Here is a 24,240-nt window from a genome sequence, read left to right as displayed (position 1 = left end):
GCAATGAGCCGCGTAAAAAGTGCTTTCACCGCGTTGTGGCTGTGCTTTCACCGCAAGCAACTTCAATCACGTGAATGGCCTGGGCCGATTGAAGAGGCCCGGGCTTGCAATGCAGCTCCGTTTGCAACTGCTGCAGTACCGCGCTCGTTGTGTTTCTGAATGCGTAATGGCTGAAGATGATGACGCGGTTAGGAAGGCGTTCACGTTGGCGCACCTGCTCCACCAGCGTCGCAATCGGGCGTCCGCCCACCATGTTGCGCTCAAGCTCTTCCATAGGAATGTGGTCTTTCAGGTAATGCTGGAAGTAGGTCATTAGCACGGGCTGATCCATGGGCACCAGGATCACGTCGCCAGGCCGGTAAAGGTTGGAAACCAGTGCCGCTCCACCGCGCCAATCCCCGAAGCCAATAGGCTTGGGTGATTGCTGCCACACGCCCAATCCTGCGGGTAGCAATGCGATCACCAGCAGCCCCGCAGCCACCTTGGGCCAGCCAGGCAGTTGCGTGAAAAGTGAGACCAGCAGCAGGCATCCGGGCACCATGAAAATCATGTAGCGCTCATGGATGAACTCAGCGCGTCGCGTGCCGATGACTTGCACCACAAAAAACAGCAACAGCACACCCGCAATCATAAGAATGGCTGCGCGTAGGCTTGGGGAGGGGCGTTTATGCAGATAAGCGCAAATCCCGACCAGTCCCAGCAGCATGAATACCCAGAACGCAGTAGTACCGACTGCTGCAGGGTAAAAATCGCGCAGCAGTCCAAGGACGTTGCGCTTGAATGACATGGCAAACGACAGCGGCTCGGGTGGTGCTGCATTCAGCTTGGTGAGAATGCCCACCCAGCCCAGACCAATGTATATGAACGTGGTTGCCAACGCCGCCAACCAGCGCCAAGACAGGCGCACGAAAGCTGCCACGCTGCGCACCTGCGTCAGCAGGTAGAACGCGATGCTGCACGCGAACACCAAGCCGTAATAGTGCGTGAAAGCCAGCATACCGCCAAGGATCAGCAGTCCGATGGAGACACGGCCTTCCTTCAATCGCTCGGGGGCATACTCCATATCCCGCAGTAGGCACACCAGCATCCAGGCACACAGGCAGGCGCTGAGCGCGTAGTTACGCGCTTCCTGACTGTAGATCAGTAAGCAGCCCGACATTGCCAGCAGCATCAAATACACCAGGCGCGTTGGTGGTGTGATGCTGCGTGGCAATGCAAGCGCTGACAGCATCGTCAGGATGCCGAAGGCTGCGCTGAGACTGCGTACGGCGAATTCGGACATTCCCCACAGTGCAATCCAGGGAACCAAGAGCATTTCGTAAAGCGGTGGATGTGGATCCGCCAGCTTCCATGTCCAGAAACTGTCGGAAATCTCCAAGTGCGCCATGCTTCGTTCAGCCAACAGCGGGCCGTTCCACGGCCCCGCACGTACGACGTTGCTGACGGAAAACAGCTCATCGTCCCAAAAACTGAAATCCCCTAGATGATGGAATCGCAGTAGCGCACCGCATGCCAGTAGCAGCATGGTGGCGATTGCCGTGGCGCCAGGGCGGGTAAGAATTCGCTGGAATGCCATAGGGGAGGTCATGCAGAGGTTTCGGTACGTACCAATGGATTGGCAGATTTGCGTGGCTTGAAGGCCAGCGCAGGCTTTTCGATCCAATACCAACTGGCATAGGCGGCAAGCACTGTCAGCAGCAAAGCCAGGCATAACGTGCCTGTGAACCCAGCTTGTGGCCAAGCGTACTGAATAACAGTCTGCTGAATAGGAAAGGCATAGAGATAAATCCCATAGGATGGATCCCCCCAGCGCCCTGCGCGCCGGATGACGGGCGTGGCACTCGTGCCAACAAACACGATCAGGAATGGCAAGCCGATCAGCAAAGCGGTATGCCGCCAGTTAGCCGCCCAGGCAATGGCGACTGCCACGGCGATGATGGCGGCCCAGGTTGCAGGCCGGCGGCGCCAGTACGGCTCCAGTGTATACAGCGCAGCGCCTGCCAAAAAGAAGGCGCCCAGTTCTCGCGTGTAGTTGACAGCGCCTGTTACGTCGGCATTGCTGCGCGTCAGAAACCACGCCATGTAGAAAATCACGCTCAGTAGGAGAACAGGGCGGTACCTGAGCAGTCCCAGCACTCCCATCAGACCCAGAACGATGTAGCAACGTACCTCGATAGGAATTGTCCATAGCGAACCATTGACGCCACTACGGTAAGGGTTGTCCTCAAACACCCCTGGGAGGACAAAATGAATTTTCATCCATAACCCTTGCAGGTAGTCGGCGGTGGCTCGGTGTGTCACGTACTCCACGGCGGGTAACTTCGTGATCAGCGTGCCGAGACCATAGGCCGTCAGCACCAGCACTACCGTTAGCGCTGGCCAAATGCGCAGAACCCGTCGTAGCGCGAAGCGCCACAGATGAGGATCTCTCTGCCAACTGGCGTTGACCAGATAGCCGCTGATGACAAAGAAGATCGTGACGGCCAACCCGCCAATGCTGTGGATGCCGAAGAACGATGGCTCCATCTGGCCGGTGAGAGCGTGATGGTGGCTGAACAGCACCATGGTGGCTGCGACGATACGGATGGCGTCGAGGTTGTTACCCGGATGGGTAGCCTGCGCGAGAGACTGTTTCATCATGCGTTTGCGTCTTCGCTCAGTTTGCTGCCTGCAAAGCCAACCCCGCATGCTCCCGCAGCGGATGAAAATGAATCTTCGGAAACCGCTCCTGCGCCAGCCGCACGTCATACGGCGACGTGCACAGGTACGCCAGCGTGTCCGCCGCATCGTGCGCCAGGCGCAGCGGGTAGGCGTCGGTGAAGGCGCGCAGGTCGGCTGCGTTGTCGGCCGTGATCCAGCGCGCGCCGGTGTACTGGCAGCCTTCCAGCCGCACGTCGGCGTCGTATTCGGCCTTCAGGCGGTGCTGCACCACTTCGAACTGCAGCTGGCCCACGGCGCCCAGCAGCATGTTGCCGCCGGCGTCGGGCTTGAAGACCTGGATGGCGCCTTCTTCGCCCAGCTGGGCCAGGCCCTGCTGGAGCTGCTTGGTGCGCAGTGGGTTCTTGAGCACCACGGTCATGAACATTTCCGGTGCGAAGAACGGCAGGCCGGTGAACTGCAGGTTGGCGCCATCGGTGATGGTGTCGCCCAGCTGTACTCCGCCGTGGGTGGTAAAGCCGATGATGTCGCCCGCGTAGGCCTCTTCGACGGCCTCGCGGCGCTGCGACATGAAGGTCACGACCGATGTCGGGCGCAGTTCCTTGGCGCTGCGCTGCACCTTGAGCTTCATGCCGGGCGTGTACTTGCCGGAGGCCACGCGCACGAAGGCGATGCGGTCGCGGTGGTTGGCGTCCATGTTGGCCTGCACCTTGAAGACCACGCCGGCGAAGCCCTCGTCCTCGGGCTGGATGGTCTTGACCACGGGCTGCTTGTTCACCTGCAGCGTGCTCACGCGCGGGCCGGGAGGAGGGGCCATGTCGACCAGGGCGTCCAGCACCTCCATCACCCCGAAGTTGTTCACCCCGGAGCCGAAGAACACGGGGGTCAGCTTGCCGGCCAGGAAGGCCTCGTGGTCCCACGCGGGCGATGCGCCCACGGCCAGTTCCATGCTTTCGAGCGCGGCGTCGAACTCGGCGCCGAAGCGTGCGCGCAGCGTGGTCTCATCGGACAGGGGGATGGCCTCGAAGTCCTGCGGGCGGCGCTCGCTGCCGGACTCGAACACCGTCATGGTCTTGGTGCGCAGGTTGATGATGCCGCCGAAGGCCTTGCCCTGGCCCACGGGCCAGGTCATGGGGCAGCAGGGCATGCCCAGTTCGCGCTCCACTTCGTCCATGATGTCCAGCGGGTCGCGCACTTCGCGGTCCATCTTGTTCACGAACGTGATGATGGGCGTGTCGCGCTGGCGGCAGACCTCGATCAGGCGGCGCGTCTGCGCTTCCACGCCGTTGGCCGCGTCGATCACCATCAGGGCCGAGTCCACGGCCGTGAGCACGCGGTAGGTGTCTTCCGAGAAGTCCTTGTGGCCGGGTGTGTCGAGCAGGTTGATCACGTGCTCTCGGTACAGCATCTGCATGACCGACGAGGCCACCGAGATGCCGCGCTGCTTTTCGATCTCCATCCAGTCCGACGTGGCGTGCCGGCTGGCCTTGCGGCCCTTGACGGCGCCGGCGATCTGGATCGCGCCCGAGAACAGCAGCAGCTTTTCGGTCAGCGTGGTCTTGCCCGCATCGGGGTGGGAAATGATGGCAAAGGTACGGCGGCGCCGGGTTTCGGGGGCGTAGGACACAGGGGGTTCCAGAAGGGGGAGTCGAGGCTCGCTGCGGCAGGGCTCTGCGGCTGGCGGCGCGGCAGGCGCATGCGCCCGAATCGCGGGATTTTAACGGTGTCCGCTGCGGCGCTTGCGGCGGTGCGGCCGCAGGGTCTGCAACGCTGGCGCCCGCCAGGCGCAGGGCTGCCTGATTCTGCGGTCTGCAGGGCGTGTGCGGGGCATGTGCGGGGCATGTGCGGGGCATGTGCGGGGCGCAATGCTGCCAGGTTTGCGCCGGGGTGGGCCGCGCTGCTCTGGCCGCGCTACCGCACTTGCTTTTATAATCCGCCCATCCGAGGAGCGTTGCAGCGTCCCCAGCACAGGCGGGGCGTGAGGCTCGGAGTCATCCAGCAACGACGCTCAACCACTTCTCGCGTGGTGAGCCTTCGGCAATCCCCCGACCAGTGGTTTTTTCAAACATGCTTTGGAGCAAACCATCATGAACGCACGCGTCAACGCACCCGTCAACACCGACTGTGTCATCACCGACATCGGCCTGGCCCCCTGGGGCCGCAAGGAAATCGCCATTGCCGAGACCGAGATGCCCGGCCTCATGGCGATCCGCGAGGAATTCGCGGCCGCCCAGCCCCTGAAGGGCGCCCGCATCACCGGCTCGCTGCACATGACCATCCAGACGGCCGTGCTGATCGAGACCCTGAAGTCGCTGGGCGCCGATGTGCGCTGGGCTTCCTGCAACATCTTCTCCACGCAGGACCACGCTGCCGCCGCCATCGCTGCGGGCGGCACGCCGGTGTTCGCCGTCAAGGGCGAGTCGCTGGAAGACTACTGGGACTACACCCACCGCATCTTCGACTTCGGTGCGAAGGGCACGCCGGGCGAAGGCCCCAACATGATCCTGGACGACGGCGGCGACGCCACGCTGCTGATGCACCTGGGCCAGCGCGCCGAGAAGGATGCATCTTTGGTGGCCGGCAACGGCGCCAGCGAAGAAGAGCGCATCCTGTTCGCCTCCATCCGCAAGAAGCTGTCCGAAGACGCGACCTGGTACAGCCGCAAGTCGGCCGAGATCATCGGCGTGACCGAAGAGACCACCACCGGCGTGCACCGCCTCAACGAGATGTCCGCCAAGGGCACGCTGCTGTTCCGCGCGATCAACGTGAACGACTCGGTCACCAAGAGCAAGTTCGACAACCTGTACGGCTGCCGCGAATCCCTGGTGGACGGCATCAAGCGCGCCACCGACGTGATGATCGCCGGCAAGGTCGCCGTGGTGGCCGGCTATGGCGACGTGGGCAAGGGCTGCGCCCAGGCGCTCGCCGCCCTGCGCGCCCAGGTGTGGGTGACCGAGATCGACCCCATAAACGCCCTGCAGGCCGCGATGGAAGGCTTCAAGGTCGTGACCATGGAATACGCTGCCGACAAGGCCGACATCTTCGTGACAACGACCGGCAACAAGGACGTGATCCGCCACGAGCACATGGTCGCGATGAAGAACGAGGCCATCGTCTGCAACATCGGCCACTTCGACAACGAGATCGACGTCGCGTCGATCGAGAAGTACCAGTGGGAAGAGATCAAGCCCCAGGTCGACCACGTGATCTTCCCGGACGGCAAGCGCATCACGCTGCTGGCCAAGGGCCGCCTGGTGAACCTGGGCTGCGCCACGGGCCACCCGAGCTTCGTGATGAGCAGCTCGTTCGCCAACCAGACGATCGCCCAGATCGAGCTGTTCACCAAGCAAGGCGACTACGAAGCCGGCAAGGTGTACGTGCTGCCCAAGATCCTGGACGAAAAGGTCGCCCGCCTGCACCTGAAGAAGGTGGGCGCGCAGCTGACCGAGCTGACCGATACGCAGGCTGCCTACATCGGCGTGGCCAAGCAAGGCCCTTACAAGCCTGATACGTACCGGTATTGATCACAGTAGGGCGCTGCGCGCTGCGCGCTGGGGGCGCCAGCGCGTGGGCCCGGTCTGCGCTGAGCTCCGCCAGGCGCTGGGCGCTGGGGCGGGCCAGCCAGGCTGTCGAGCGACGGGTTGATGCTTTGCAGCTTTGTTGCATTGCCTGCAGCAAGGAGCCGTCTGGCATCACACGGGTCGCCCCCTGGCACACAGCGTAGCTGCTTGCTGTATCAGTGGCCAGTGCTGGATTCACGTGAGTTTGCTATACAAAATATAGCTGGTAGCGCTTGCTGAGCAAGCGGTAGCGGCTATTTTTATTCATAAGAAGGACGGGCGCGATGCGCGCAGATGTGTATTTGGTAGAGCGCGGGCACGCCGCGACCCGGTCCCAGGCCCAGCGGCTCATTGCCGCGGGCGTACAGTGGCGCCTGTCGCCGGGCATGCCCTGGCAGAAGGTGGCCAAGAACGGCGACGACATTCCCGAGATCGCCCTGGTCGAGCTGCTGGACGGCGCCGAGGCCAAGTACCTCTCGCGCGGCGGCCTGAAGCTGGAAGGCGCGCTCAAGGCCACGGGCCTGGTGGTGACCGGGCTGCGCTGCCTGGACGTGGGCCAGAGCACCGGGGGCTTTACCGACTGCCTGCTGCAGCACGGCGCCGCCCAGGTCATCGGCGTGGATGTGGGCCATGGCCAGTTGCACGAGCGGCTGCGCAACGACCCGCGTGTGGTGGGCGTGGAGGGGCTGAACGCCCGCTCCATGACGGCCCAATCGCTGCAGGACGCGAGCGAGGAAGCGCTCTCCGAGCACGTGGAAACCGATGTCGACGACAACGACACCCAGCCCGTGGCGCCCTATGCCTGGATGCGCAACGGCGGCCAGGTGGACGAGGCATACGACGACAGCGATGACGCCCGCGAGCAGGATGTCGAGGCCTTCAAGGCCGAGCGCGCTGCCAAGGCCCGCGCGCGCGCCGAAGGCATCGTGCCCACCAAGCGCCAGCGCAGGGCGGGGCTCGAGCAGGTGGACATCACGCCCGCGTTCGACGTCATCACGGGCGATCTGTCGTTCATCTCGCTCACGCTGGTGCTGCCGGCCCTGGTGCCGCTGCTCAAGCCGGGCGGTGCGCTGCTGATGCTGGTCAAGCCCCAGTTCGAGCTGCAGCCGGGCCAGGTGGGCAAGGGCGGCATCGTGCGGGACGAGTCCCTGTACGCGGTGGTCGAACAGCGCATCCGCGACTGCTGCGCCGACGTCGGGCTGACGGTGGGCGACTGGCTCCCCAGCGCGATCGACGGTGGCGACGGCAATCGGGAATTTTTTGTTTCTGCGAGGAGGGCTGCTGCATGAATGCTGCCAGCGCACAAGGCACCGGCTTTCCGGTGAGCTTCGAGTTCTTTCCCCCCAAGACGCCCGAGGGCGCCGAGAAGCTGCGGGCCGCGCGCCAGCAGCTGTACGCGCTGCACCCGGACTTTTGCTCGGTGACCTATGGCGCGGGCGGCTCCACGCAAGAGGGCACGTTCGGCACGGTGCGCGAGATCCTGGCCGAAGGCGTGAGCGCCGCATCGCACTTCTCGTGCATCGGCGCCACGCGCCAGTCGGTGCGCGAGGAGCTTGCCCAGCTCAAGGCCATGGGCGTGAAGCGCCTGGTGGCCCTGCGGGGCGATCTGCCCAGCGGCTACGGTGCCGGTGGCGAGTTCCAGTACGCCAGCGACCTGGTGGCCTTCATCCGTGCGGAGACGGGGCGCGATTTTCAGATCGAGGTGGCGGCCTACCCCGAGGTGCACCCCCAGGCCCGGTCGCCCGAGTCAGACCTGAAGGCGTATGTGGCCAAGGTCCGCGCGGGGGCGGATTCCGCCATCACCCAGTATTTCTACAACAGCGACGCGTACTTCCGGTTCGTGGAAGAGACCAAGCGCCTGGGCGCCGAGGTGCCTGTGGTGCCGGGCATCATGCCGATCGGCAGCTCGACGCAGCTGATGCGCTTCTCGGATGCCTGCGGCGCCGAGATTCCGCGCTGGATCCGTCTGCGCCTGCAGTCGTTTGGTGACGACACGGCGAGCATCAAGGCCTTTGGCCTGGATGTGGTGACCGACCTGTGCGACCGGTTGCGCAGTGCCGGCGTGCCGGCGCTGCATTTCTACACCATGAACCAGAGCGCTGCGACCCTGGAGATTTGCCGCAGGCTGGGGATCTGATGCGGCAGGGGCACCGCGCCGCGCTGCTGCACAAGAGCCCGTGGTCCGCGGTTGCAGGGCTGTGGCGCCGACGATGGCCGCACGCGTTGCTGGCCGTGCCGGTGCTCGGTGGCGCGGTCGCTCTGGCGGCGCTGTGCGGCCCGGCGCCGGTGTGGGCGCAGGGGTTTTCAGCGGAGGCCGATGCCCTGGCGCCCAACCTGCTGAGCGTGCCGGGTGAGGCCATGCTGATCGACCCGGTTCGTCCCGAGCGCCCCCCGGTCGATGCGCCGCTGATCGTGCCGCTGATCGTCCCGGGCGCGCAGCTGGAGTTGTCGGCCGATGAGGTGGGGCTCGCGTCGTGGTACGGCGCCAAGTTCCACAAGCGGCGCACGGCCAGCGGCGAGCTGTTCGACATGAAGGCCCTGACCGCCGCCCACCCCACGCTGCCGTTTGGCTCGCTGGTATGCGTGCGCAGTCAGGCCACGGGGCGCTCGGTGGTGGTACGCATCAATGACCGCGGCCCCCACACCCGCAAGCGCGTGATCGACCTGAGCCGCGGCGCGGCTGAGGTGCTGGGCATGGTGGGGCTGGGCCTCAAGCCCGTGGAGCTGTTTGCACTGGACGACGGGGAGCGCGACTGCCCGGCGCCATAGCCCACCGAAAGGGGTGCACGCACGGTCCGCCGTCTCGGGGGGCGGCTGCCCTTCGGCACAGTGTCAGCGCCGACCTGGCCGGGCCGGGCCACCCGGGTTGCTCCACGGAGTCTCTGAGAGACAGTGCCGCAGGCGCTGGCCCAATGGGCGGTCCTACCCTCCGGATTCGAGCGTGTGGGTTGCGTGCTTGTCCTGCGCCAGCAGTTCCACCATCTGGGGCAGCGCGGTTTTCAGCGCGGCCTTCAGCGTGAAAGGCGGGTTGATCAGGAACATGCCGCTGGCCGGCAGGCCGGGGCGTTTGGTGTCGCCCGCGGCATCGCTGGTGATCTTGCTGGACTTGACCGTGAGCGTGGCGTGCAGCCAGCTCTTGCCGGCCTTGGTGGCCATGGTTTTCAGGCGGCGCGGCAGGTCGTGCGCCTCGGGGCGCGGGATGATGGGGTACCAGACGGCATAGGTGCCGGTGGCAAAGCGCTTGAGCGAGTCTGCCGCCATGTCGAGCACCTTGGCGTAGTCGCTCTTGATTTCATAGCTGGGATCGCACAGCACCAAAGCGCGGCGGGCCGGTGGGGGCAGGAATTTCTTGATGCCTTCGAACCCGTCTTCATGCAGCACGGCCACCTGGCGGCCCGCTTCGAGCTGGGCCACGTTGCCCGCCAGCGAGCGCAGGTCGGTCGGGTGCAGCTCGAACAGCTTGAGCTTGTCGTGGTCGCGCAACAGGCGCTGGGTGATGAACGGAGAGCCCGGGTAGACCCTGAGCGCGTTGCCCTGGTTGAACCCGCGGATCAGGTCCACATAGGCCTGCAGGGCGGGGGTGAGGGCCGGGGCCTCGGGCGCGAACAGGCGCATCACGCCGTCTGCCGCTTCGCCGCTGGTGTTGGCGTAGTCGCCATCGAGCCGGTACAGCCCGGCGCCGGCATGGGTGTCCAGCACGGTCAGGGCCGCGTCTTTTTCGATAAGGTACTGCAGGGAGGCGATCAGGACCGTGTGCTTGAGCACGTCGGCATGATTGCCTGCATGGAAGGCGTGGCGATAACTGAACATGTCCAATGGTAACGGGTGCGGGTACCGGCGGCATGATTGTGCAGGCGGCGGCCCGCAAGGGGGGAACTGTCCGCGGGCTACCACCCAGCGAAGTCATGGCCCGATGACGTATCGTCATGGCGTGCCGGTGGTGCGGGGTGGCCGGGCGCGGCACAATCGGGTGGTTTGCCCAAGCGTGATGTTTTTTGCAGACAGAAAGCCTTTTGTTTCAGCAACCGTAACCGCATGCTTCATCATTCCAACTGCAACCGCCTTGACCTCACGGCGTTGCCGATGCAAGCACGCATGCACGCCACGCACTCTTCAACATGAACGCAGTCTCCAGCCCCGCCTCTGCCCCTGCCAGCGGTATCAGCCACACGGATGCGCTGCCGCCCGGTACCCGGCTGGCCGAGTTCGAGATCCTGGGGCTGCTGGGGGTGGGCGGGTTCGGCATGGTCTACAAGGCCTTCGACCACTCGCTGCACCGGGCCGTGGCCATCAAGGAATACATGCCGTCCGCGCTGGCAGGGCGCTCCGAGGGGCAGTCGCTGTGGGTGCGGTCGTCGTCCGACCAGCAGACCTTCCGGGCCGGGCTGGCGTCGTTCGTGGGGGAGGCGCGGCTGCTCGCGCAGTTCGACCACCCCTCGCTGGTCAAGGTCTTCCGCTTCTGGGAGGCCAACAACACCGCCTACATGGTGATGCCGCTCTATACCGGCATGACCTTCAAGCAGGCCCGCGCCCAGATGCGCACGCCCCCGTCCGAAGCCTGGCTGCGCAAGCTCCTGTGGTCCATATTGGGCGCCCTGCGCGTGCTGCACGAGGGCAAGACGCTGCACCGCGACATCTCGCCGGACAACATCTTCCTGCAGGACAACGGCCCGCCGGTGCTGCTGGACCTGGGCGCCGCCCGGCACGCCATCAACGACCAGGACCGCAAGCACACCGCCGTGCTCAAGGTGAACTACGCCCCCATCGAGCAATATTCCGATGGCGACGAGGAACTGCGCCAAGGCCCGTGGAGCGATTTGTATTCGCTGGCCGCCGTGATGCACGGCTGCCTGTGCAACGACACGCCCCTGCCGGCCACGCTGCGCTCCATCCGCGACCGCATGGTGTCGTTCTCCCGCGTGGCCAGGACCGTCAAGCGCCAATTCGGGGTGGAGTATTCCGCGCCCTTCGTCGCGGCCATCGCCAAGTCGCTGGCGCTGCGCCCTGCAGACCGGCCGCAGAACATCGACGAGTTCCTGCAGATCATGGAGATGACCACCGCCCCGGAGGGCAGTGAGCATTTCGATTTCAGGGCCGACCTGGGCGACATCTGGGTGGAGCCGGCCGACCGGCCCGGCCCGGGGCTGCTCACCCCCACGGTGGATGTGACGTCGGCGGCACAGGCCGTGAGCGAGCTGCAGGCGCAGACCCCGCGTGCGGCGCAGGCCCCCGCCGCGCCGCCAGCCCCGCTGGCCGCTGAGGTCGCGGGCACCCAAGCGCATGCCCATGCCAACGCCAACGCCCATGCCGATCTGGGTGGCGATACCGTGATGCTGGGGCCCGACACCGTGGCCGCCGATGCGGCCGACACGGTGTTCATCGACGCGGGCGACAGCGTGGCGACCGATGACTCGCGCTACGACGACCCTGCCACCTACCGCAGCATGGGCGAGCAGGGTCATGGCAAGCCTGCGGCCGAGCGGGACGCCGGTGCGCGCGCCGCGGCCAAGCCCGCCAGGAAGGGCCGGCGCGTGCCCATCGTGGCGTGGCTGGCGGTGGCCGTCTTCGCCGTGGTGGCCGCTGCGGGCGGCCTGCGCTGGGCCCGGAGCGACAAGCCCCCCAAGGACGACATCATCACCGAGATGGCCGAGCCCGCCGCCCCGGCGGTGGTCGACGCTGCCCTGACCGACCCTGCGCCAGCCCCGGCCGCCGAGCCGGCCGCATCGGACGCCGCGGCCAGTGCTGCGGCAGTGGCCGCGGCCGCTTCTGCACCGGCGGCTGCACCCACGCCTGCGGCTGCGGCGGCATCGACACCTGCGACCAAGCCGGCACGCACGCCCAAGCGCCCCGTGGCAGAGCCTGCGCCGGCCCCCATCGTCGTGCAGGAGGAGCCCGCACCCCCGCCGCCACCGGTGGTGGCCGAGCCCAGGCCCCGCCCGCAGCCGCCCCGGGCGCAGTCGCCCCAGGAGAGCTGCGCGGACGCCAACTTCCTCGCGCGGCCGATGTGCATTCACCAGGAATGCCAGAAGCCGACGCACGCCGCCCACCCCATCTGCGTGGAGAGCCGGCGCCGCTACGAGGCCGAAGAACAGCGCCGCCGCCAGACGCCCAACTGAGGCGGGGCAGGGGCGGTGGTGGCCCTGGTGCCATGAAGCCGCAACGGCCGCTTGCGCCCATCAGGCGTAAATTCGTATAATCGAGGGCTTCGCAGCGCTTTTGTGGTCCCGCGGCGAAGATTCATTGCCACCTAAGAGGCTTCCTTCAGAGAAGCACCGACCGTGGAAAAGGACCCGCCAAACCCTCTTCATAGAGAGAAACTCATGACTACTACTTTCAGCGCCAAGCCCGCTGAGGTCGTGCACGAGTGGTTTGTGATTGACGCGACCGACAAGGTCCTCGGACGAGTAGCCAGCGAAGTTGCTCTCCGTTTGCGCGGCAAACACAAGGCCATTTACACGCCTCACGTCGATACCGGTGACTTCATCGTCATCATCAACGCCGCCCAGCTCAAGGTCACCGGCACCAAGTCCCTGGACAAGGTGTACTACCGCCACTCGGGTTACCCCGGCGGTATCACGGCCACGAACTTCCGCGACATGCAAGCCAAGCACCCTGGCCGTGCGCTGGAAAAGGCTGTCAAGGGCATGCTGCCCAAGGGTCCCCTTGGCTACGCAATGATCAAGAAACTCAAGGTGTATGGCGGTGCAGAGCATCCCCACACCGCCCAGCAGCCCAAGGCTCTGGAAATCTAAGGAGCCTTGAGATGATTGGTGAATGGAACAATGGCACCGGCCGTCGCAAGTCCAGCGTCGCCCGCGTGTTTCTGAAAAAAGGCACTGGCAAGATCACGGTGAACGGCAAGGACATCCAGTCCTATTTCGGCCGCGAAACCTCGATCATGATCGCCAAGCAACCGCTCGCACTGACCAACCATGTTGAAACCTTCGACATCCAGATCAATGTGCACGGTGGTGGTGAATCCGGCCAGGCCGGCGCTGCCCGCCACGGCATCACCCGCGCCCTGATCGACTACGACGCGACGCTCAAGCCCGCACTGAGCCAAGCCGGCTTCGTGACGCGCGATGCCCGCGAAGTGGAACGTAAGAAGGTCGGTCTGCACTCCGCACGCCGCGCCAAGCAGTTCTCCAAGCGTTAAGCTTCGGCTCTGCCCGAAGGCTGCCCTGTGTGGCCTTCGCGTCTGCAAAGAGGTCTTTCGGGGCCTCTTTACAGATCAAAAAACCGCCCCAGGGCGGTTTTTTCGTTTAAGGTGCGCCTTTTTCCTTGCGAACCATTCTCATGTTGCAACCCCTGAATGACCACGCGGTAGCGCGCAGCCTGCTCACCTGCCCGGTGGCCGCCGAGGAAGCCGCGGTGGGTGCAGCCCGGACGGCGGCTGTGCAGAGCGCCGCGCGGGGCCAGCGGCTGTGGTGCCAGGGGCTCTGAGCCATGCGACTTCGTTTGCTGCGCCGCCGGTTGACCATCAGTGCCCCCCGGGTGGCCATTCGCAGCGCGCTGCCCTGGCCGTTTCGCTGGCTGGCCCTGGCCGTGGTTCTGGGCCTGTGCGCTGCGGTGGCCCTGTGGGCCTTCGAGTTCGGCAAGTCCATCGCGGGCCTGGACAGCATCTCCCGCGACGAGCTGAACAAGATGCGCGCCGAACTCAGCCGCCTGCGCGATGCCGGCCAGGAACAGCAGACCGTGGCCCACACCGCGGACAGCCTGCTGATTGCCGAACGTGCGGCCAAGGAGAACCTGATGGCCCAGGTGCGGCAGCTCGAAGCCGACAACCGCACGCTGCGCGAAGACCTGGGCTTCTTTGAAAAACTGATCCCTGCGGCCAAGACCGAAGGCCTGGCCATCCGCAGCCTGCAGGCCGAAGTGCTGGGGGGCATGCAGCTGCGCTGGCAGGTGCTGGTCATCCAGGCGGCGCGCAACGCCCCGGACTTCAACGGCCGGCTGGAACTGGTGCTGGCAGGCACGCAGGACGGCAAGCCCTGGACGCAGACCCAGCCAGCGCAGGGCCAGCCGGTGCAGGTCAAGCAGTACCGGCGCATCGAGGGCGTGCTCGATCTGCCGCCCAACGCCGTGGTAAAAACCGTGACCGCGCGCGTGCTGGAAGGCAGCACGGTCCGGGCGGTGCAGGCCATGACCATCGAGTGATGCAGGGCAGGGCTGCTGCCTTGGCGGCAAGCCTTGTCAGCGGGCGCACGGCGCCTGTGGCCCCGGCGCTTCGGCCTGAAGGGTCTCGGGGCTCCGTTCGGCATTTTGTGCCATGGTTTTCGTGCCGCGAGGACGCCTGAGCAAGGTATCGTCGGCCCCTATCTTTGCTGCATGCCGTGCCGGTGGGCCGGCGTGCTTCTCCAGGAGTTTTGCCCATGTTTTCCCGTAAAAAGCAGCCCCCCATCAAGAGCCTGATCGCGCAGGGCACCAAGATCGAGGGGAACGTGCACTTCGTGGAAGGCATGCGCATCGACGGCGAGGTGGTGGGCGATATCCGTGCAGCGCCCGAGCAGCCCAGCATCCTGGTGATTTCCGAGACCGCCCGCGTCGAGGGCGCGGTGCATGCCACCCATGTGATCGTCAATGGCCAGGTGGAGGGGCCGGTGCATGCCACCGAGTTGCTGGAACTCCAGCCCAAGGCGAAGATCACAGGAAACGTGCACTACAAGGCGCTGGAGATGCACCAGGGCGCCGTGATTGCCGGGCAGATGTGCCCGGTGGCGGTGCTGGTGGAGGAAAAGCCCCCACTGAAGTTAGCGTCAAACGGGCAGTGACCTGAATTCCCGAGCGGTCTGCAGTACTATTACCCGCAAAATTGAAAACCGGAAGGACACCCCATGAGCGCAGTTGCCGACAACATCCAGACCGAAATGCCAGCCCCCATCCTGTTCACGGACAGCGCGGCGGCCAAGGTGGCGGACCTGATCGCCGAAGAAGGCAACCCTGACCTGAAGCTGCGCGTGTTCGTGCAGGGTGGCGGTTGCTCCGGCTTCCAGTACGGCTTCACCTTCGACGAGATCACCAACGAAGACGACACCACCATGACCAAGAATGGCGTGTCGCTGCTGATCGACGCCATGAGCTACCAGTACCTGGTGGGCGCCGAGATCGACTACAAGGAAGACCTGCAGGGTGCGCAGTTCGTGATCAAGAACCCGAACGCCACCACCACCTGTGGCTGCGGCTCCAGCTTCTCTGCCTGATCGATGCACGGGCATGCGAGCAGGGCACTGCGATAGCTGCCCTGCCGACGACACAAGCCGCCTTCGGGCGGCTTTTTCGTTGGCGCCCACCTGAATTTGCAGCCACTGTCAGCGCCACGCCTGCCAACGATCTTGTGAGCCGTCCATGCAGCAGCCATCCTCGCCCCCGCCACCGTCCACCACGCCGATGCCGGCACCCATGCCGACGCCTTCACCGCAGTCGCTGAAGCTGCTGCTGTGGCTGGTCGCCGTCGGCTTCTTCATGCAGACGCTGGACGCCACCATCGTCAACACCGCCTTGCCCGCCATGGCGCGCAGCCTGGGCGAGAGTCCCCTGCGCATGCAGTCGGTGGTGGTGGCTTACTCGCTGGCGATGGCCATGCTGATCCCGGCGTCGGGCTGGGTGGCCGACCGCTTCGGCTCCCGCCGCGTGTACCTGGCGGCCCTCGTGCTGTTCGTGCTGGGCTCGGTGTTCTGCGCGCTGGCGCAGAACCTGAGCCAACTGGTGGCCGCGCGCGTGGTGCAGGGGCTGGGCGGGGCGTTGCTGCTGCCGGTGGGGCGGCTGGTGGTGCTGCGCACCTTCCCGCGCGAGCAGTTCCTGCAGGCGATGAGCTTCGTGGCCATCCCGGGGCTGATCGGGCCGCTCATCGGGCCCACGCTGGGCGGCTGGCTGGTGGAGGTCGCGTCCTGGCACTGGATCTTTCTCATCAACGTGCCGGTGGGCATCGTGGGCTGCCTGGCTACGCTGCGCTTCATGCCCGGCGGGCCGGTCACCTTCGTCGCGCGCTTCGACCTGTCGGGCTACCTGATGCTCGCGTTCGGCATGGTGTCGCTCTCGCTTGCCTTGGACGGCTTGGCGAGCATGGGCCTGCGCCAGGCCAGCGTGCTGGTGCTGATGATCTTCGGGCTGGCCAGCCTGGTGGCGTACTGGCTGCACGCCGCGCGCAAGCCGGACCCGCTGTTCTCGCCCAGTCTGTTCACGGTGGACACGCTGCGCATCGGCCTGCTGGGCAATCTGTTTTCGCGGCTGGGCAGCTCGTGCATGCCGTTCTTGATCCCGCTGCTGCTGCAGGTGAGCATGGGCTACTCGCCCATGCAGGCCGGCATGATGATGCTGCCCGTGGCCATGGCCGGCATGTCGATGAAGCGCTTCACCACGCCGCTCATCACCCGCTTCGGCTACCGGCGCGTGCTGGTGGTCAACACGCTGCTGGTGGGGCTCACCATGGCGAGCTTCGGGCTGGCGAGCCCCGCACAGCCGTTGTGGGTGCACATCGTGCAGCTGGCGGCGTTCGGCGCGGTCAACTCGCTGCAGTTCACGGCCATGAACACCGTCACGCTCAAGGACCTGGAGCACGCCATGGCCAGCAGCGGCAACAGCCTGCTGTCGATGGTGCAGATGGTCGCCATGGGCATGGGCGTGGCATCGGCTGGCGCGGTGCTGGCGGCCTTCACCAACGTCTTTCCGGCGGGTGCCGCAGGGCAGGCGCTGGCGGCGTTCCAGGCCACCTTTGTGTGCATGGGGCTGATCACCGTGGCGTCGGCCGGCATCTTCTGGCAGCTGTCGCCGCACGACAAGGCCAGCAGCCGGGCGGCGGCGTCGGCGGACGCGGCAGAGCCGGGCTGAAACGAAGGGGGCGGGGCACTGCGCCTGCAGCGGCACCCGCCGCGCAGGCCCATGGCGGGCTGCTATGCCGGGTACATGGCGCCCAGCACGCGGGGCCCCGCTGCGCCGGTCACGCTCGACAGGTTGCCCGGCTGGCCCGTGACCGCCTGGCGGGCCAGCCAGGCGAACGCGGCGGCCTCCACCTGCAGGGCGGGCAGGCCCAGCGCATCGGTGGCCACCACGCGCAGGGCGGGGCACAGGGCCTGCAGCCGGGCCATGAGGTGGGCGTTGAGTGCGCCGCCGCCGCACACCGCCAGCGATTTACTATCTTTTTGATAGCTGCTTGCGCTCATCTGGCATGCGGTAGCGGTGAATTCGGTCAAGGTCGCCTGCACATCCACAGGCCGGGCGTCCGCCAAGGCGTGCAGGTGCGTCTCCAGCCAGCGGGGGTTGAACAGGTCGCGCCCGGTGCTCTTGGGCGCGGGCTTGTGCAAGAACCGCTCCTGCAGAAGCGATGCCAACAGGCCCGGCAGCACCTGCCCGCTGGCCGCCCAGGCCCCGCCTGCATCGTACGGCTGGCCCGTGTGCTGCTGGCACCAGTGGTCCATGAGCGCGTTGCCCGGGCCGCAGTCGAAGCCGAGCACGCTGCCATCTGCGCCCAGCACGCTGAGGTTGGAGATGCCGCCGATGTTGAGCACCAGCACCGTTTCATCGGGCCGGCCGAACACGCCCTGGTGAAACGCCGGCACCAGCGGCGCCCCCTGGCCACCCGCCGCCACATCGCGGCTGCGAAAGTCCGCCACCACCGCAATGCCCGTGCGCTCGGCCAGCAGGGCGGGGCTGCCCAGCTGCAGCGTGTAGCCGGTGCCATCGAACTCCTGCGGGCGGTGGCGCACCGTCTGCCCGTGGGCACCGATGGCGCATATGGCGGTGGCGGGCAGGCCGCTCTGCGCCAGCAGCGTGTGCACCACCCCGGCATACGCGCGCGACAGCGCATTGCCCGCCAGCGCGGCGCGGTGCAGTTCGTCGTGGCCAGAGGTATTGAGCGCCAGCAGCTCGGCCCGAAGCTCGGGTTCGAAGCCCGCGCTGGCGTGGTGCGTGACCACCATGCGCGACCCCGAAAAATCGGCCAGCACCCCGTCGATGCCATCGAGCGAAGTGCCCGACATGAGGCCGATGTACAGCTCGTTGGTGGTGGTGCTCATGGGAGGGCCTGCGAACGGGCGAGGGCGTTTGCTATGGGCGCGGACCCAACCAGGGACGCCGCGGAACTGGCTTTGCCAGGCCGCTGGCGTCGTCCCCCTGGGGGGAAGGCGCCGCAGGCGACTCAGGGGGGGTCACATCACTCTGCGCTGGCTTGCTCGATCAGCGCTGCGGCATTCAGCTGAACGCGCATGTTGGACGCCAGGCGCTGGAAGGCAGGGCGCGATGCAGCCGAGATCGGGGCGGCAGCGTCGCTGGCGGCCACGATGGTCTGCGGATCCTGGTGCACGCCGTTCACGCGGAACTCGAAGTGCAGGTGCGGGCCGGTGGCCCAGCCGGTGGAGCCCACGGCGCCCAGGGTCTGGCCCTGTTCGACCGACTGGCCCTGGCGCACGTCGATGCGGCTCAGGTGGGCGTACACGGTGACGTGCTGGTTGCGGTGCTTGACGAAGACCACGTTGCCAAAACCGTTCTGCACGCCGGCGAACTCGATCACGCCGTCGCCCACGGTGCGCACGGCGGTGCCGGTGGGGGCTGCGAAGTCGGTGCCCAGGTGGGCGCGCCAGGTCTTCAAAATGGGGTGCAGGCGCATCTTGAAGCCGCTGGTCACGCGCGAGAACTCGACGGGCGAGGTCAGGTAGGCGCGGCGCATGCTCTCGCCGTCCAGGGTGTAGTACGAGCCCTTGCTGCCCGGCTCCTGGAACCAGATGGCCTGGTGGGTCTTGCCGTTGTTGACGAACTCGGCGCTCAGCACGCGGCCGCTGGACAGGGGTTCGCCGTCGGCCTCCAGGGTTTCGTACACCACGGAGAACCGGTCGCCCTTGCGCAGCGAGCGGCGAAAGTCGATGTTGCCCGAGAACAGCTCGGCCATCTGCACGGCCACGCCGTCGGGGATGTTGGACGCATCGGTCGCGGCGAACAGCGAGCTGTTGATGACGCCGCCCGACAGGCGGCTGCTGGCCGTCAGCTTGGCGGTCTCGACGCGCGAGGTGAATTTGTTGTTGCCTGCGCGCTCCACGATCAGGCGGCGGAAGTTGCCGCTGTCGTCCGGCACCCAGCGGGCCGTCAGGCGCACCAGGCGGTGGTCGTCGGTGGTTTCGGCCGACACGACGCGGCCGGTGCGGCCGAGCATGTTCTGCCTGACGGGCGTGTCACCGCGCATGAAGGCGGCAGCGGCCGGATCGGCCACGCCCAGGCGCTGCAGCAAGGATTCGGGGGTGTCACTGCTGCGCACTTGTTCGGAGCGGTAGAGCGAGAAGCCCGGCGCATCGAGCTTGCCCAGCACCAGGTTTTCGGCCAGCGATTCGACGGGCAGCGTCACCATGCGCACCGGCATCTCGGCCGGGTCGGGCGCGAAGGACGCCACGGCGAAGGCTCCGCCGCCGCCTGTCAGCAAGATGGCTGCAATGGCGGCGGTGATGCGCTTGGGGTGTTTCTGAATCGTGTGGGACAGCCGGTCAAGCAAAGCCGTGCTGGCGGTGGTCAAGCCATGAATCAAAGGTCTATCCCCAGGGTGAACGTGGCTCCATGACACTCCCCTGCTGCGCGCGCAAGCAGGGCGAGGCTGGAGTCACAAGCTGTCAGGTGCAAGGTAGCGGGTGCGGGATGAAGGCGTCGCAACACCGGGCCCACTAGAATCCCGCCTTGGCAAGGTGGGCGCAAGTATAGCGGCGCACGCTGTCTAGACATCCCAAAAAACCCTTATGAATCAATCTGCTGTTACAACAAGCCCGGTGTCCGATGGTGTAGGAAAGGCGCTCGAAATCTCGCTGCGCGGCGTCGACGAGCTGCTGCCCCAGGACGAGTGGGTCCAAAAGCTCACGCGCTCCGAAGCGTCGGGCCAGCCCCTGCGTGTCAAGCTGGGGCTGGACCCCACCGCGCCCGACATCCACATCGGCCACACCGTGGTGCTCAACAAGATGCGCCAGTTGCAAGATCTGGGCCACCAGGTGATCTTTTTGATCGGCGATTTCACCAGCCTGATCGGCGATCCTTCGGGCCGCAACAGCACGCGCCCGCCGCTCACCAAGGACCAGATCAAGGCCAACGCCGAGACCTACTACCGCCAGGCCAGCCTGGTGCTGGACCCGGCGCGCACCGAGATCCGCTACAACAGCGAATGGAGCGAGCCCCTGGGCGCCAGCGGCATGATCCAGCTGGCCGCCAAGTACACCGTGGCCCGCATGATGGAGCGCGACGATTTTCACAAGCGCTTCACCACCGGGCAGTCCATCTCGGTGCACGAATTCTTGTACCCGCTGATGCAGGGCTACGACTCGGTGGCTCTGAAAAGCGACCTGGAGCTGGGCGGCACCGACCAGAAGTTCAACCTGCTCATGGGCCGCCACCTGCAGCAGGAGTACGGCCAGGAGCCGCAGTGTGTGCTCACCATGCCGCTGCTGGTGGGCCTGGACGGCGTGGACAAGATGTCTAAGTCCAAGAACAACTACATCGGCATCACCGAAGAGCCCAACACCATGTTCGCCAAGGTGCTGTCGATCAGCGACACGCTCATGTGGGACTGGTACACGCTGCTGTCGTTCAAGAGCCTGGCCGACATCGCCGCGCTCAAAGCCGAGATCGCCGGCGGGCGCAACCCCAAGGACGCCAAGGTGATGCTCGCCAAGGAGATCACCACGCGCTTTCACAGCGCGGCCGCGGCCGAGGCGGCCGAGCAGGACTTCATCAACCGCAGCAAGGGCGGCGTGCCCGATGAGATTCCCGAGGTGAGCCTGTCGGGCGCGCCGCTGGGCATCGGTGCGCTGCTCAAGCAGGCCAACCTCGCGCCGTCGGGCAGCGAGGCCAGCCGCCTGATCGACGGCGGCGGCGTGCGCGTGGATGGCAGCGTGGTCAGCGACAAGGGCCTGAAGCTCGACGCGGGCACCTACGTGGTGCAGGTGGGCAAGCGGAAATTCGCACGGGTGACGCTGGCTTGACGGGCCTGCAGCGCTCGCTGTAGGGGCGCTGCCAGCTATTCAATTGGTAGCTAATCGGCCCCGTCCAGGTCGTCATTGAGATCCGGGTCCGGCACATCGCCAATCGCCTCGCGCGTCGCCTGGGCCTGCAGCTCCAGCCAGGCGCAGAACGCCTTGATCTCCGGGCGCTGGGCGCTGCGGGGGCCCACCATCAGCCAGTAGGTCAGGGGCGAGTCGATGCGGTGGCCGGGCAGCACCTCCACCAGGTCGCCCGAGGCCAGGGCGTCCGCGATCAGCGGCATGCGGGCCAGCGCCAGGCCCTGGCCGGCCAGCGCGGCCTGCACGATCTGGTGTGCGTAGTTGAAGTACAGCCAGCGCTCAGGCTGCAGCTTGGCCAGGTCTCGCGCGTCGAACCAGCGGCGCCAGCTCAGGTACTCCAGGTAATGCGTGCGGTGGGCGTCGCCCGCCTCGATGAGGGTGAACTGCGCCACGTCGGCCGGCGTGCGCAGGGGCTTGCCGCTTTTGAGCAGCCAGGGGCTCGCCACCACGGCCAGTTGCTCGCCGAACAGGCGCGTGCCGCCCTGCGTGGCGCCGCCGGGCATGGCGTAGCGCAGCGCCAGGTCCACGTCCGAGGTGTCCAGGTCGATCTGCACATCGCTCGCATCGATGCGGATGTCGATGCCCGGGTTGTCGCGCTGGAACTCCTCCATGCGCGGGATGAGCCACATCGATGCAAAGCTGGCCCAGGTGGTGATGGCCACGCTGCGCCGGCCGGCCGTCTGGCGCACCAGGCGCACGGCGGCGTCCATGCGCTCGATGGCCGGGGCCACGGCGCGCTGCAGCTGCGCACCCGCGCTGGTCAGCTCCACGGCGCGCGTGTGGCGCAGGAACAGCGCCACACCCACTTCTTCTTCCAGCGCCTGGATCTGGCGGCTCACGGCCGACTGGGTGAGCGACAGCTCGTCGGCGGCGGCGCGGAAGTTCAGGTGCCGCGCCACGGCCAGAAAGGCGCGCCAGTGGCCGGTGGCCACGGCGCGGGTGCGAAGGACGGCGGGAGAGTACTCGGCTGAGGCCATGGCGGGTTCCTGAGGAGGTCCAGATTCATGCGTCGATGGAATGAATAGCGTACCGCGTTTTCATTGGACTGTGTAGGGCGCTGGCGGCAACATTGATGCTCATCAACGCGCATTGAGCGCACCTGAAGGAGTCCGTCATGCCAGCCCGCAACGTTCTGGAATCGCAACAATCCGCCCAAGCCCCATCGGCTGGCCGACCTGCGGCCGGTTGCTGGAAACTGAACCCTGGCCGAGCCCTGTCGCTGCACCCGCGCGAGCACGGCGTGTTGGCCATCGCGCAGGGCCGCGCCTGGGTCACCCTGCGGGGCGCGTCGCTGGCCGGGCTGCCGGCGGACTTGCGCTCTGACCTGCCCTTGTGCCTGGCCGACCACGTGCTGCAGGCCGGCGATCGCCTGGTGGTCGCGCCCGGCCAGCATGTGGTGATGGAAGCCTGGAGCCCCGCGGGCGCGCTGCCTGAAACCGTGGCCTTCGAGTGGGCGGCGCAGCCCGCTGCACCGGCACAGCGCCTGCTGCGGCCCGGCGCCGAGTGGGAATGCAGCGTCGCCTTGCCCCTGCGCGACCTGATGCACGCCCTGGGCCAGGGCGGCCGTGCCGTGGGCCAGGCGGGCGTGCAGGTGTTGGGCGCAGGCAGCCGGCTGGCGGTCGGAATCGCGCGGTTTGCTCTCTTTCGGATAGCAGCGCCCCGTGCTCGCACCACGGCTTGAGGGCGACATGCAAGAAGAGCATCAATCGGCACATTCCTTTTCATTGGACGCCGTGTCTAGCACGCCGCACCATAGAGTCCATCAAGGGTAAACCCGGAGAACGCCATGAACACCACCTCGCACACCTTCCAAGTCCAATCCGCCGCTGCCACGGCAAAGTCCGCCCAGGGCGCCACCACCGTGCTGCCCGGCAACGCAGTCAGCCTGACACCCCGCGCGGCCCTGGCCCTGCGCGTCGCCGAAGGTCACGCCTGGGTCACGCTCGATGCCGGCCCGTACGGCACGGGCGCCGAGGCCGGCGACGTCTTCCTGCACGCCGGCCAGACGCTGCAGATCGCTGCCGGCCAGCATGCAGTGGTCGAGCCCCTGGGCACGCAGCGCCTGCAGTACCGCGTGGCCGCGGTGGCCGCCGCAGCGGCGCATGCCGAAGGCGCTGCACCCTGGTGGCGCCGCGCGGCTTTCGGCAGTGCCGCAGCCGCCGACCAGCGCGTGTCCACGGACGCCTGCTGCGCCTGAGGCACGCCGGCCCGGGGCTGCCCTGCAGACCCTGCGCCAGGGTGTCGACGCCGTGCCATCACCGGCACGGCAGGGAACGACCCGGAAATCAATGCCCTGAGAGCTTCTGCCGCTTGTCCCGCAAGCGCCAGAAGCTCTTTTTTTGATAGCAAACAAGACGCGATACGCCCAAGGCAGCGGGGTGCGCGCCTTGCGTCAGCGTGGCGGGGTCTCCAGCAGGTCAATCAGCTGCGCCTGCAGCGTGACCAGGATTTCCTGCGACAGCTCGGGCTGCCCCGCAGCCGTGGCCCGCGCCAGCGCCAGGCCGCCGACCATGGTGGCCAGCACTTCCATGGCCCGTGCACGCTGGGCCGAGGGCGGGGCGCCCGGCGCGTGGTCGGCCAGCAACTGTGTGAAGCGCTGGATGTTGCGCTCGATGCCTTCGGCAAACACCTGCGACAACTCGGGCCCCGCGCGGGCCGCGTCCACCGCCAGCGCAGCGGCCGGGCAACCGTTGCCGGGTTCGTCGCGGTGCTGTGGCGAGAGATAGCTTTTGATGCGGTCCGCCATGTTGGCGTTGGGCGTGTGCCCGTCCAGCGGCGCGATCGACCAGTCGAACGCACGCGCGCAGGCCTCGCGCACCAGGGCATCCTTGGACGCGAAATGCCGGTACAGCCCACCGTGCGTCAGCCCGGCGTCGCGGGTGATGTCGGCCACGCCCACGCCCGTCAGGCCGCGCTCGCGGTACAGCCGCGACGCCGCGTCCAGGATGCCCTGGCGGTTCTCTGCGGCCTGTGCTTTGGACACCTTCATGGAAAACCTT

General features: G+C 66.6%; 23 protein-coding genes and 1 riboswitch. Of the genes, 15 read left to right on the top strand and 8 right to left on the bottom strand.

From position 1 onward, the window contains the following. Window positions 1-25: 25 nt before the first annotated feature. From ACSQ3D_RS12875 to ACSQ3D_RS12865, 3 genes are read right to left on the bottom strand one after another with little or no spacing between them, the layout of a single operon-like run. Entirely contained in the window at window positions 26-1,588 is a 1,563-nt protein-coding gene (locus tag ACSQ3D_RS12875; RefSeq protein WP_436127157.1) for a glycosyltransferase family 39 protein, read from the bottom strand. After that, on the bottom strand, window positions 1,585-2,640 hold the full coding sequence (locus ACSQ3D_RS12870; protein WP_396506768.1) for an acyltransferase family protein: 1,056 nt from the start codon (window positions 2,638-2,640) through the stop codon (window positions 1,585-1,587). The genes ACSQ3D_RS12875 and ACSQ3D_RS12870 overlap by 4 nt, the downstream gene beginning before the upstream one ends. 16 nt (window positions 2,641-2,656) lie before the next feature. Beyond that, complete coding sequence (locus ACSQ3D_RS12865) at window positions 2,657-4,285, bottom strand: peptide chain release factor 3 (protein ID WP_396506766.1); 1,629 nt, start codon at window positions 4,283-4,285, stop codon at window positions 2,657-2,659. Between the two features lie 310 nt (window positions 4,286-4,595). Further along, a riboswitch (S-adenosyl-L-homocysteine riboswitch) is annotated at window positions 4,596-4,675 on the top strand. A gap of 70 nt (window positions 4,676-4,745) precedes the next feature. On the opposite strand from ACSQ3D_RS12865, the gene ahcY reads away from it, so the two are divergent. The 4 genes from ahcY (at window position 4,746) to ACSQ3D_RS12845 (ending at window position 8,987) form a co-directional block, all read left to right on the top strand. Further along, window positions 4,746-6,182 carry an adenosylhomocysteinase gene (gene ahcY, locus ACSQ3D_RS12860; protein WP_056414449.1) on the top strand — a complete coding sequence of 479 codons (1,437 nt, stop codon included), beginning with the start codon at window positions 4,746-4,748 and terminating at the stop codon, window positions 6,180-6,182. A 320-nt stretch (window positions 6,183-6,502) separates the two neighbouring features. Beyond that, window positions 6,503-7,507, top strand: coding sequence for a TlyA family RNA methyltransferase (locus ACSQ3D_RS12855; RefSeq protein ID WP_436127156.1), 1,005 nt, complete (start codon window positions 6,503-6,505; stop codon window positions 7,505-7,507). Further along, the gene (gene metF / locus ACSQ3D_RS12850; protein ID WP_056414307.1) at window positions 7,504-8,355 is read left to right on the top strand and encodes a methylenetetrahydrofolate reductase [NAD(P)H]; all 852 of its coding nucleotides are present in this window, start codon (window positions 7,504-7,506) and stop codon (window positions 8,353-8,355) included. Before ACSQ3D_RS12855 ends, metF begins: the two co-directional genes overlap by 4 nt. Continuing rightward, the gene (locus ACSQ3D_RS12845; protein WP_436127155.1) at window positions 8,355-8,987 is read left to right on the top strand and encodes a septal ring lytic transglycosylase RlpA family protein; all 633 of its coding nucleotides are present in this window, start codon (window positions 8,355-8,357) and stop codon (window positions 8,985-8,987) included. The genes metF and ACSQ3D_RS12845 overlap by 1 nt, the downstream gene beginning before the upstream one ends. A 153-nt stretch (window positions 8,988-9,140) precedes the next feature. Here ACSQ3D_RS12845 and ACSQ3D_RS12840 read toward each other — a convergent pair whose 3' ends face one another. Further along, window positions 9,141-10,028, bottom strand: a complete 888-nt coding sequence (locus ACSQ3D_RS12840; RefSeq protein WP_436127154.1) for a 23S rRNA (adenine(2030)-N(6))-methyltransferase RlmJ — start codon at window positions 10,026-10,028, stop codon at window positions 9,141-9,143. A 308-nt stretch (window positions 10,029-10,336) separates the two neighbouring features. Here ACSQ3D_RS12840 and ACSQ3D_RS12835 point away from each other — a divergent pair, with 308 nt between their 5' ends. The 8 genes from ACSQ3D_RS12835 (at window position 10,337) to mdtD (ending at window position 17,045) form a co-directional block, all read left to right on the top strand. Next, a complete protein-coding gene (locus ACSQ3D_RS12835) occupies window positions 10,337-12,334 on the top strand; it encodes a serine/threonine protein kinase (protein WP_436127153.1) in 1,998 nt (665 codons plus the stop codon). Window positions 12,335-12,538: 204 nt separating this feature from the next. Then, window positions 12,539-12,970, top strand: a complete 432-nt coding sequence (gene rplM / locus ACSQ3D_RS12830) for a 50S ribosomal protein L13 (RefSeq protein WP_056414298.1) — start codon at window positions 12,539-12,541, stop codon at window positions 12,968-12,970. 11 nt (window positions 12,971-12,981) lie between these two features. Beyond that, window positions 12,982-13,374: a 30S ribosomal protein S9 gene (rpsI, locus tag ACSQ3D_RS12825; protein ID WP_007856955.1), complete on the top strand. Its 393-nt coding sequence runs from the start codon at window positions 12,982-12,984 to the stop codon at window positions 13,372-13,374. A gap of 140 nt (window positions 13,375-13,514) precedes the next feature. Then, entirely contained in the window at window positions 13,515-13,661 is a 147-nt protein-coding gene (locus tag ACSQ3D_RS12820) for a hypothetical protein (RefSeq protein ID WP_436127152.1), read from the top strand. Between the two features lie 3 nt (window positions 13,662-13,664). Then, window positions 13,665-14,375 (top strand): DUF6776 family protein, encoded by a 711-nt coding sequence (locus ACSQ3D_RS12815; protein WP_436127151.1) that lies wholly within the window; start codon window positions 13,665-13,667, stop codon window positions 14,373-14,375. 215 nt (window positions 14,376-14,590) lie between these two features. After that, window positions 14,591-14,989, top strand: a complete 399-nt coding sequence (locus ACSQ3D_RS12810) for a bactofilin family protein (RefSeq protein WP_056162836.1) — start codon at window positions 14,591-14,593, stop codon at window positions 14,987-14,989. 63 nt (window positions 14,990-15,052) lie between these two features. Then, complete coding sequence (gene erpA / locus ACSQ3D_RS12805; protein ID WP_056414289.1) at window positions 15,053-15,418, top strand: iron-sulfur cluster insertion protein ErpA; 366 nt, start codon at window positions 15,053-15,055, stop codon at window positions 15,416-15,418. 199 nt (window positions 15,419-15,617) lie between these two features. Beyond that, window positions 15,618-17,045, top strand: a complete 1,428-nt coding sequence (gene mdtD / locus ACSQ3D_RS12800; RefSeq protein WP_436127150.1) for a multidrug transporter subunit MdtD — start codon at window positions 15,618-15,620, stop codon at window positions 17,043-17,045. 62 nt (window positions 17,046-17,107) lie between these two features. On the opposite strand, the gene ACSQ3D_RS12795 is transcribed toward mdtD, so the two are convergent. After that, window positions 17,108-18,229 carry an anhydro-N-acetylmuramic acid kinase gene (locus tag ACSQ3D_RS12795; protein WP_436127149.1) on the bottom strand — a complete coding sequence of 374 codons (1,122 nt, stop codon included), beginning with the start codon at window positions 18,227-18,229 and terminating at the stop codon, window positions 17,108-17,110. Window positions 18,230-18,366: 137 nt separating this feature from the next. Then, on the bottom strand, window positions 18,367-19,725 hold the full coding sequence (locus tag ACSQ3D_RS12790) for a peptidoglycan DD-metalloendopeptidase family protein (protein WP_436127148.1): 1,359 nt from the start codon (window positions 19,723-19,725) through the stop codon (window positions 18,367-18,369). A 205-nt stretch (window positions 19,726-19,930) separates the two neighbouring features. Between ACSQ3D_RS12790 and tyrS the strand changes: the two genes are divergently transcribed. Next, on the top strand, window positions 19,931-21,163 hold the full coding sequence (gene tyrS, locus ACSQ3D_RS12785) for a tyrosine--tRNA ligase (RefSeq protein WP_396506751.1): 1,233 nt from the start codon (window positions 19,931-19,933) through the stop codon (window positions 21,161-21,163). Between the two features lie 50 nt (window positions 21,164-21,213). Here tyrS and ACSQ3D_RS12780 read toward each other — a convergent pair whose 3' ends face one another. Continuing rightward, complete coding sequence (locus tag ACSQ3D_RS12780; protein ID WP_056422755.1) at window positions 21,214-22,218, bottom strand: LysR substrate-binding domain-containing protein; 1,005 nt, start codon at window positions 22,216-22,218, stop codon at window positions 21,214-21,216. 137 nt (window positions 22,219-22,355) lie between these two features. On the opposite strand from ACSQ3D_RS12780, the gene ACSQ3D_RS12775 reads away from it, so the two are divergent. Next, the gene (locus tag ACSQ3D_RS12775; protein WP_436127147.1) at window positions 22,356-22,922 is read left to right on the top strand and encodes a DUF2917 domain-containing protein; all 567 of its coding nucleotides are present in this window, start codon (window positions 22,356-22,358) and stop codon (window positions 22,920-22,922) included. Window positions 22,923-23,027: 105 nt separating this feature from the next. Further along, on the top strand, window positions 23,028-23,438 hold the full coding sequence (locus ACSQ3D_RS12770; RefSeq protein WP_436127146.1) for a DUF2917 domain-containing protein: 411 nt from the start codon (window positions 23,028-23,030) through the stop codon (window positions 23,436-23,438). 195 nt (window positions 23,439-23,633) lie between these two features. Here ACSQ3D_RS12770 and ACSQ3D_RS12765 read toward each other — a convergent pair whose 3' ends face one another. Further along, window positions 23,634-24,230 (bottom strand): TetR/AcrR family transcriptional regulator, encoded by a 597-nt coding sequence (locus ACSQ3D_RS12765; protein WP_056414268.1) that lies wholly within the window; start codon window positions 24,228-24,230, stop codon window positions 23,634-23,636. Between the last annotated feature and the right edge of the window lie 10 nt (window positions 24,231-24,240).

Origin of the sequence: Acidovorax sp. LjRoot117, assembly GCF_964252695.1 — a bacterium.
Lineage (GTDB): Bacteria > Pseudomonadota > Gammaproteobacteria > Burkholderiales > Burkholderiaceae_C > Acidovorax.
This window is presented reverse-complemented; position numbering and strand designations above follow the sequence as displayed.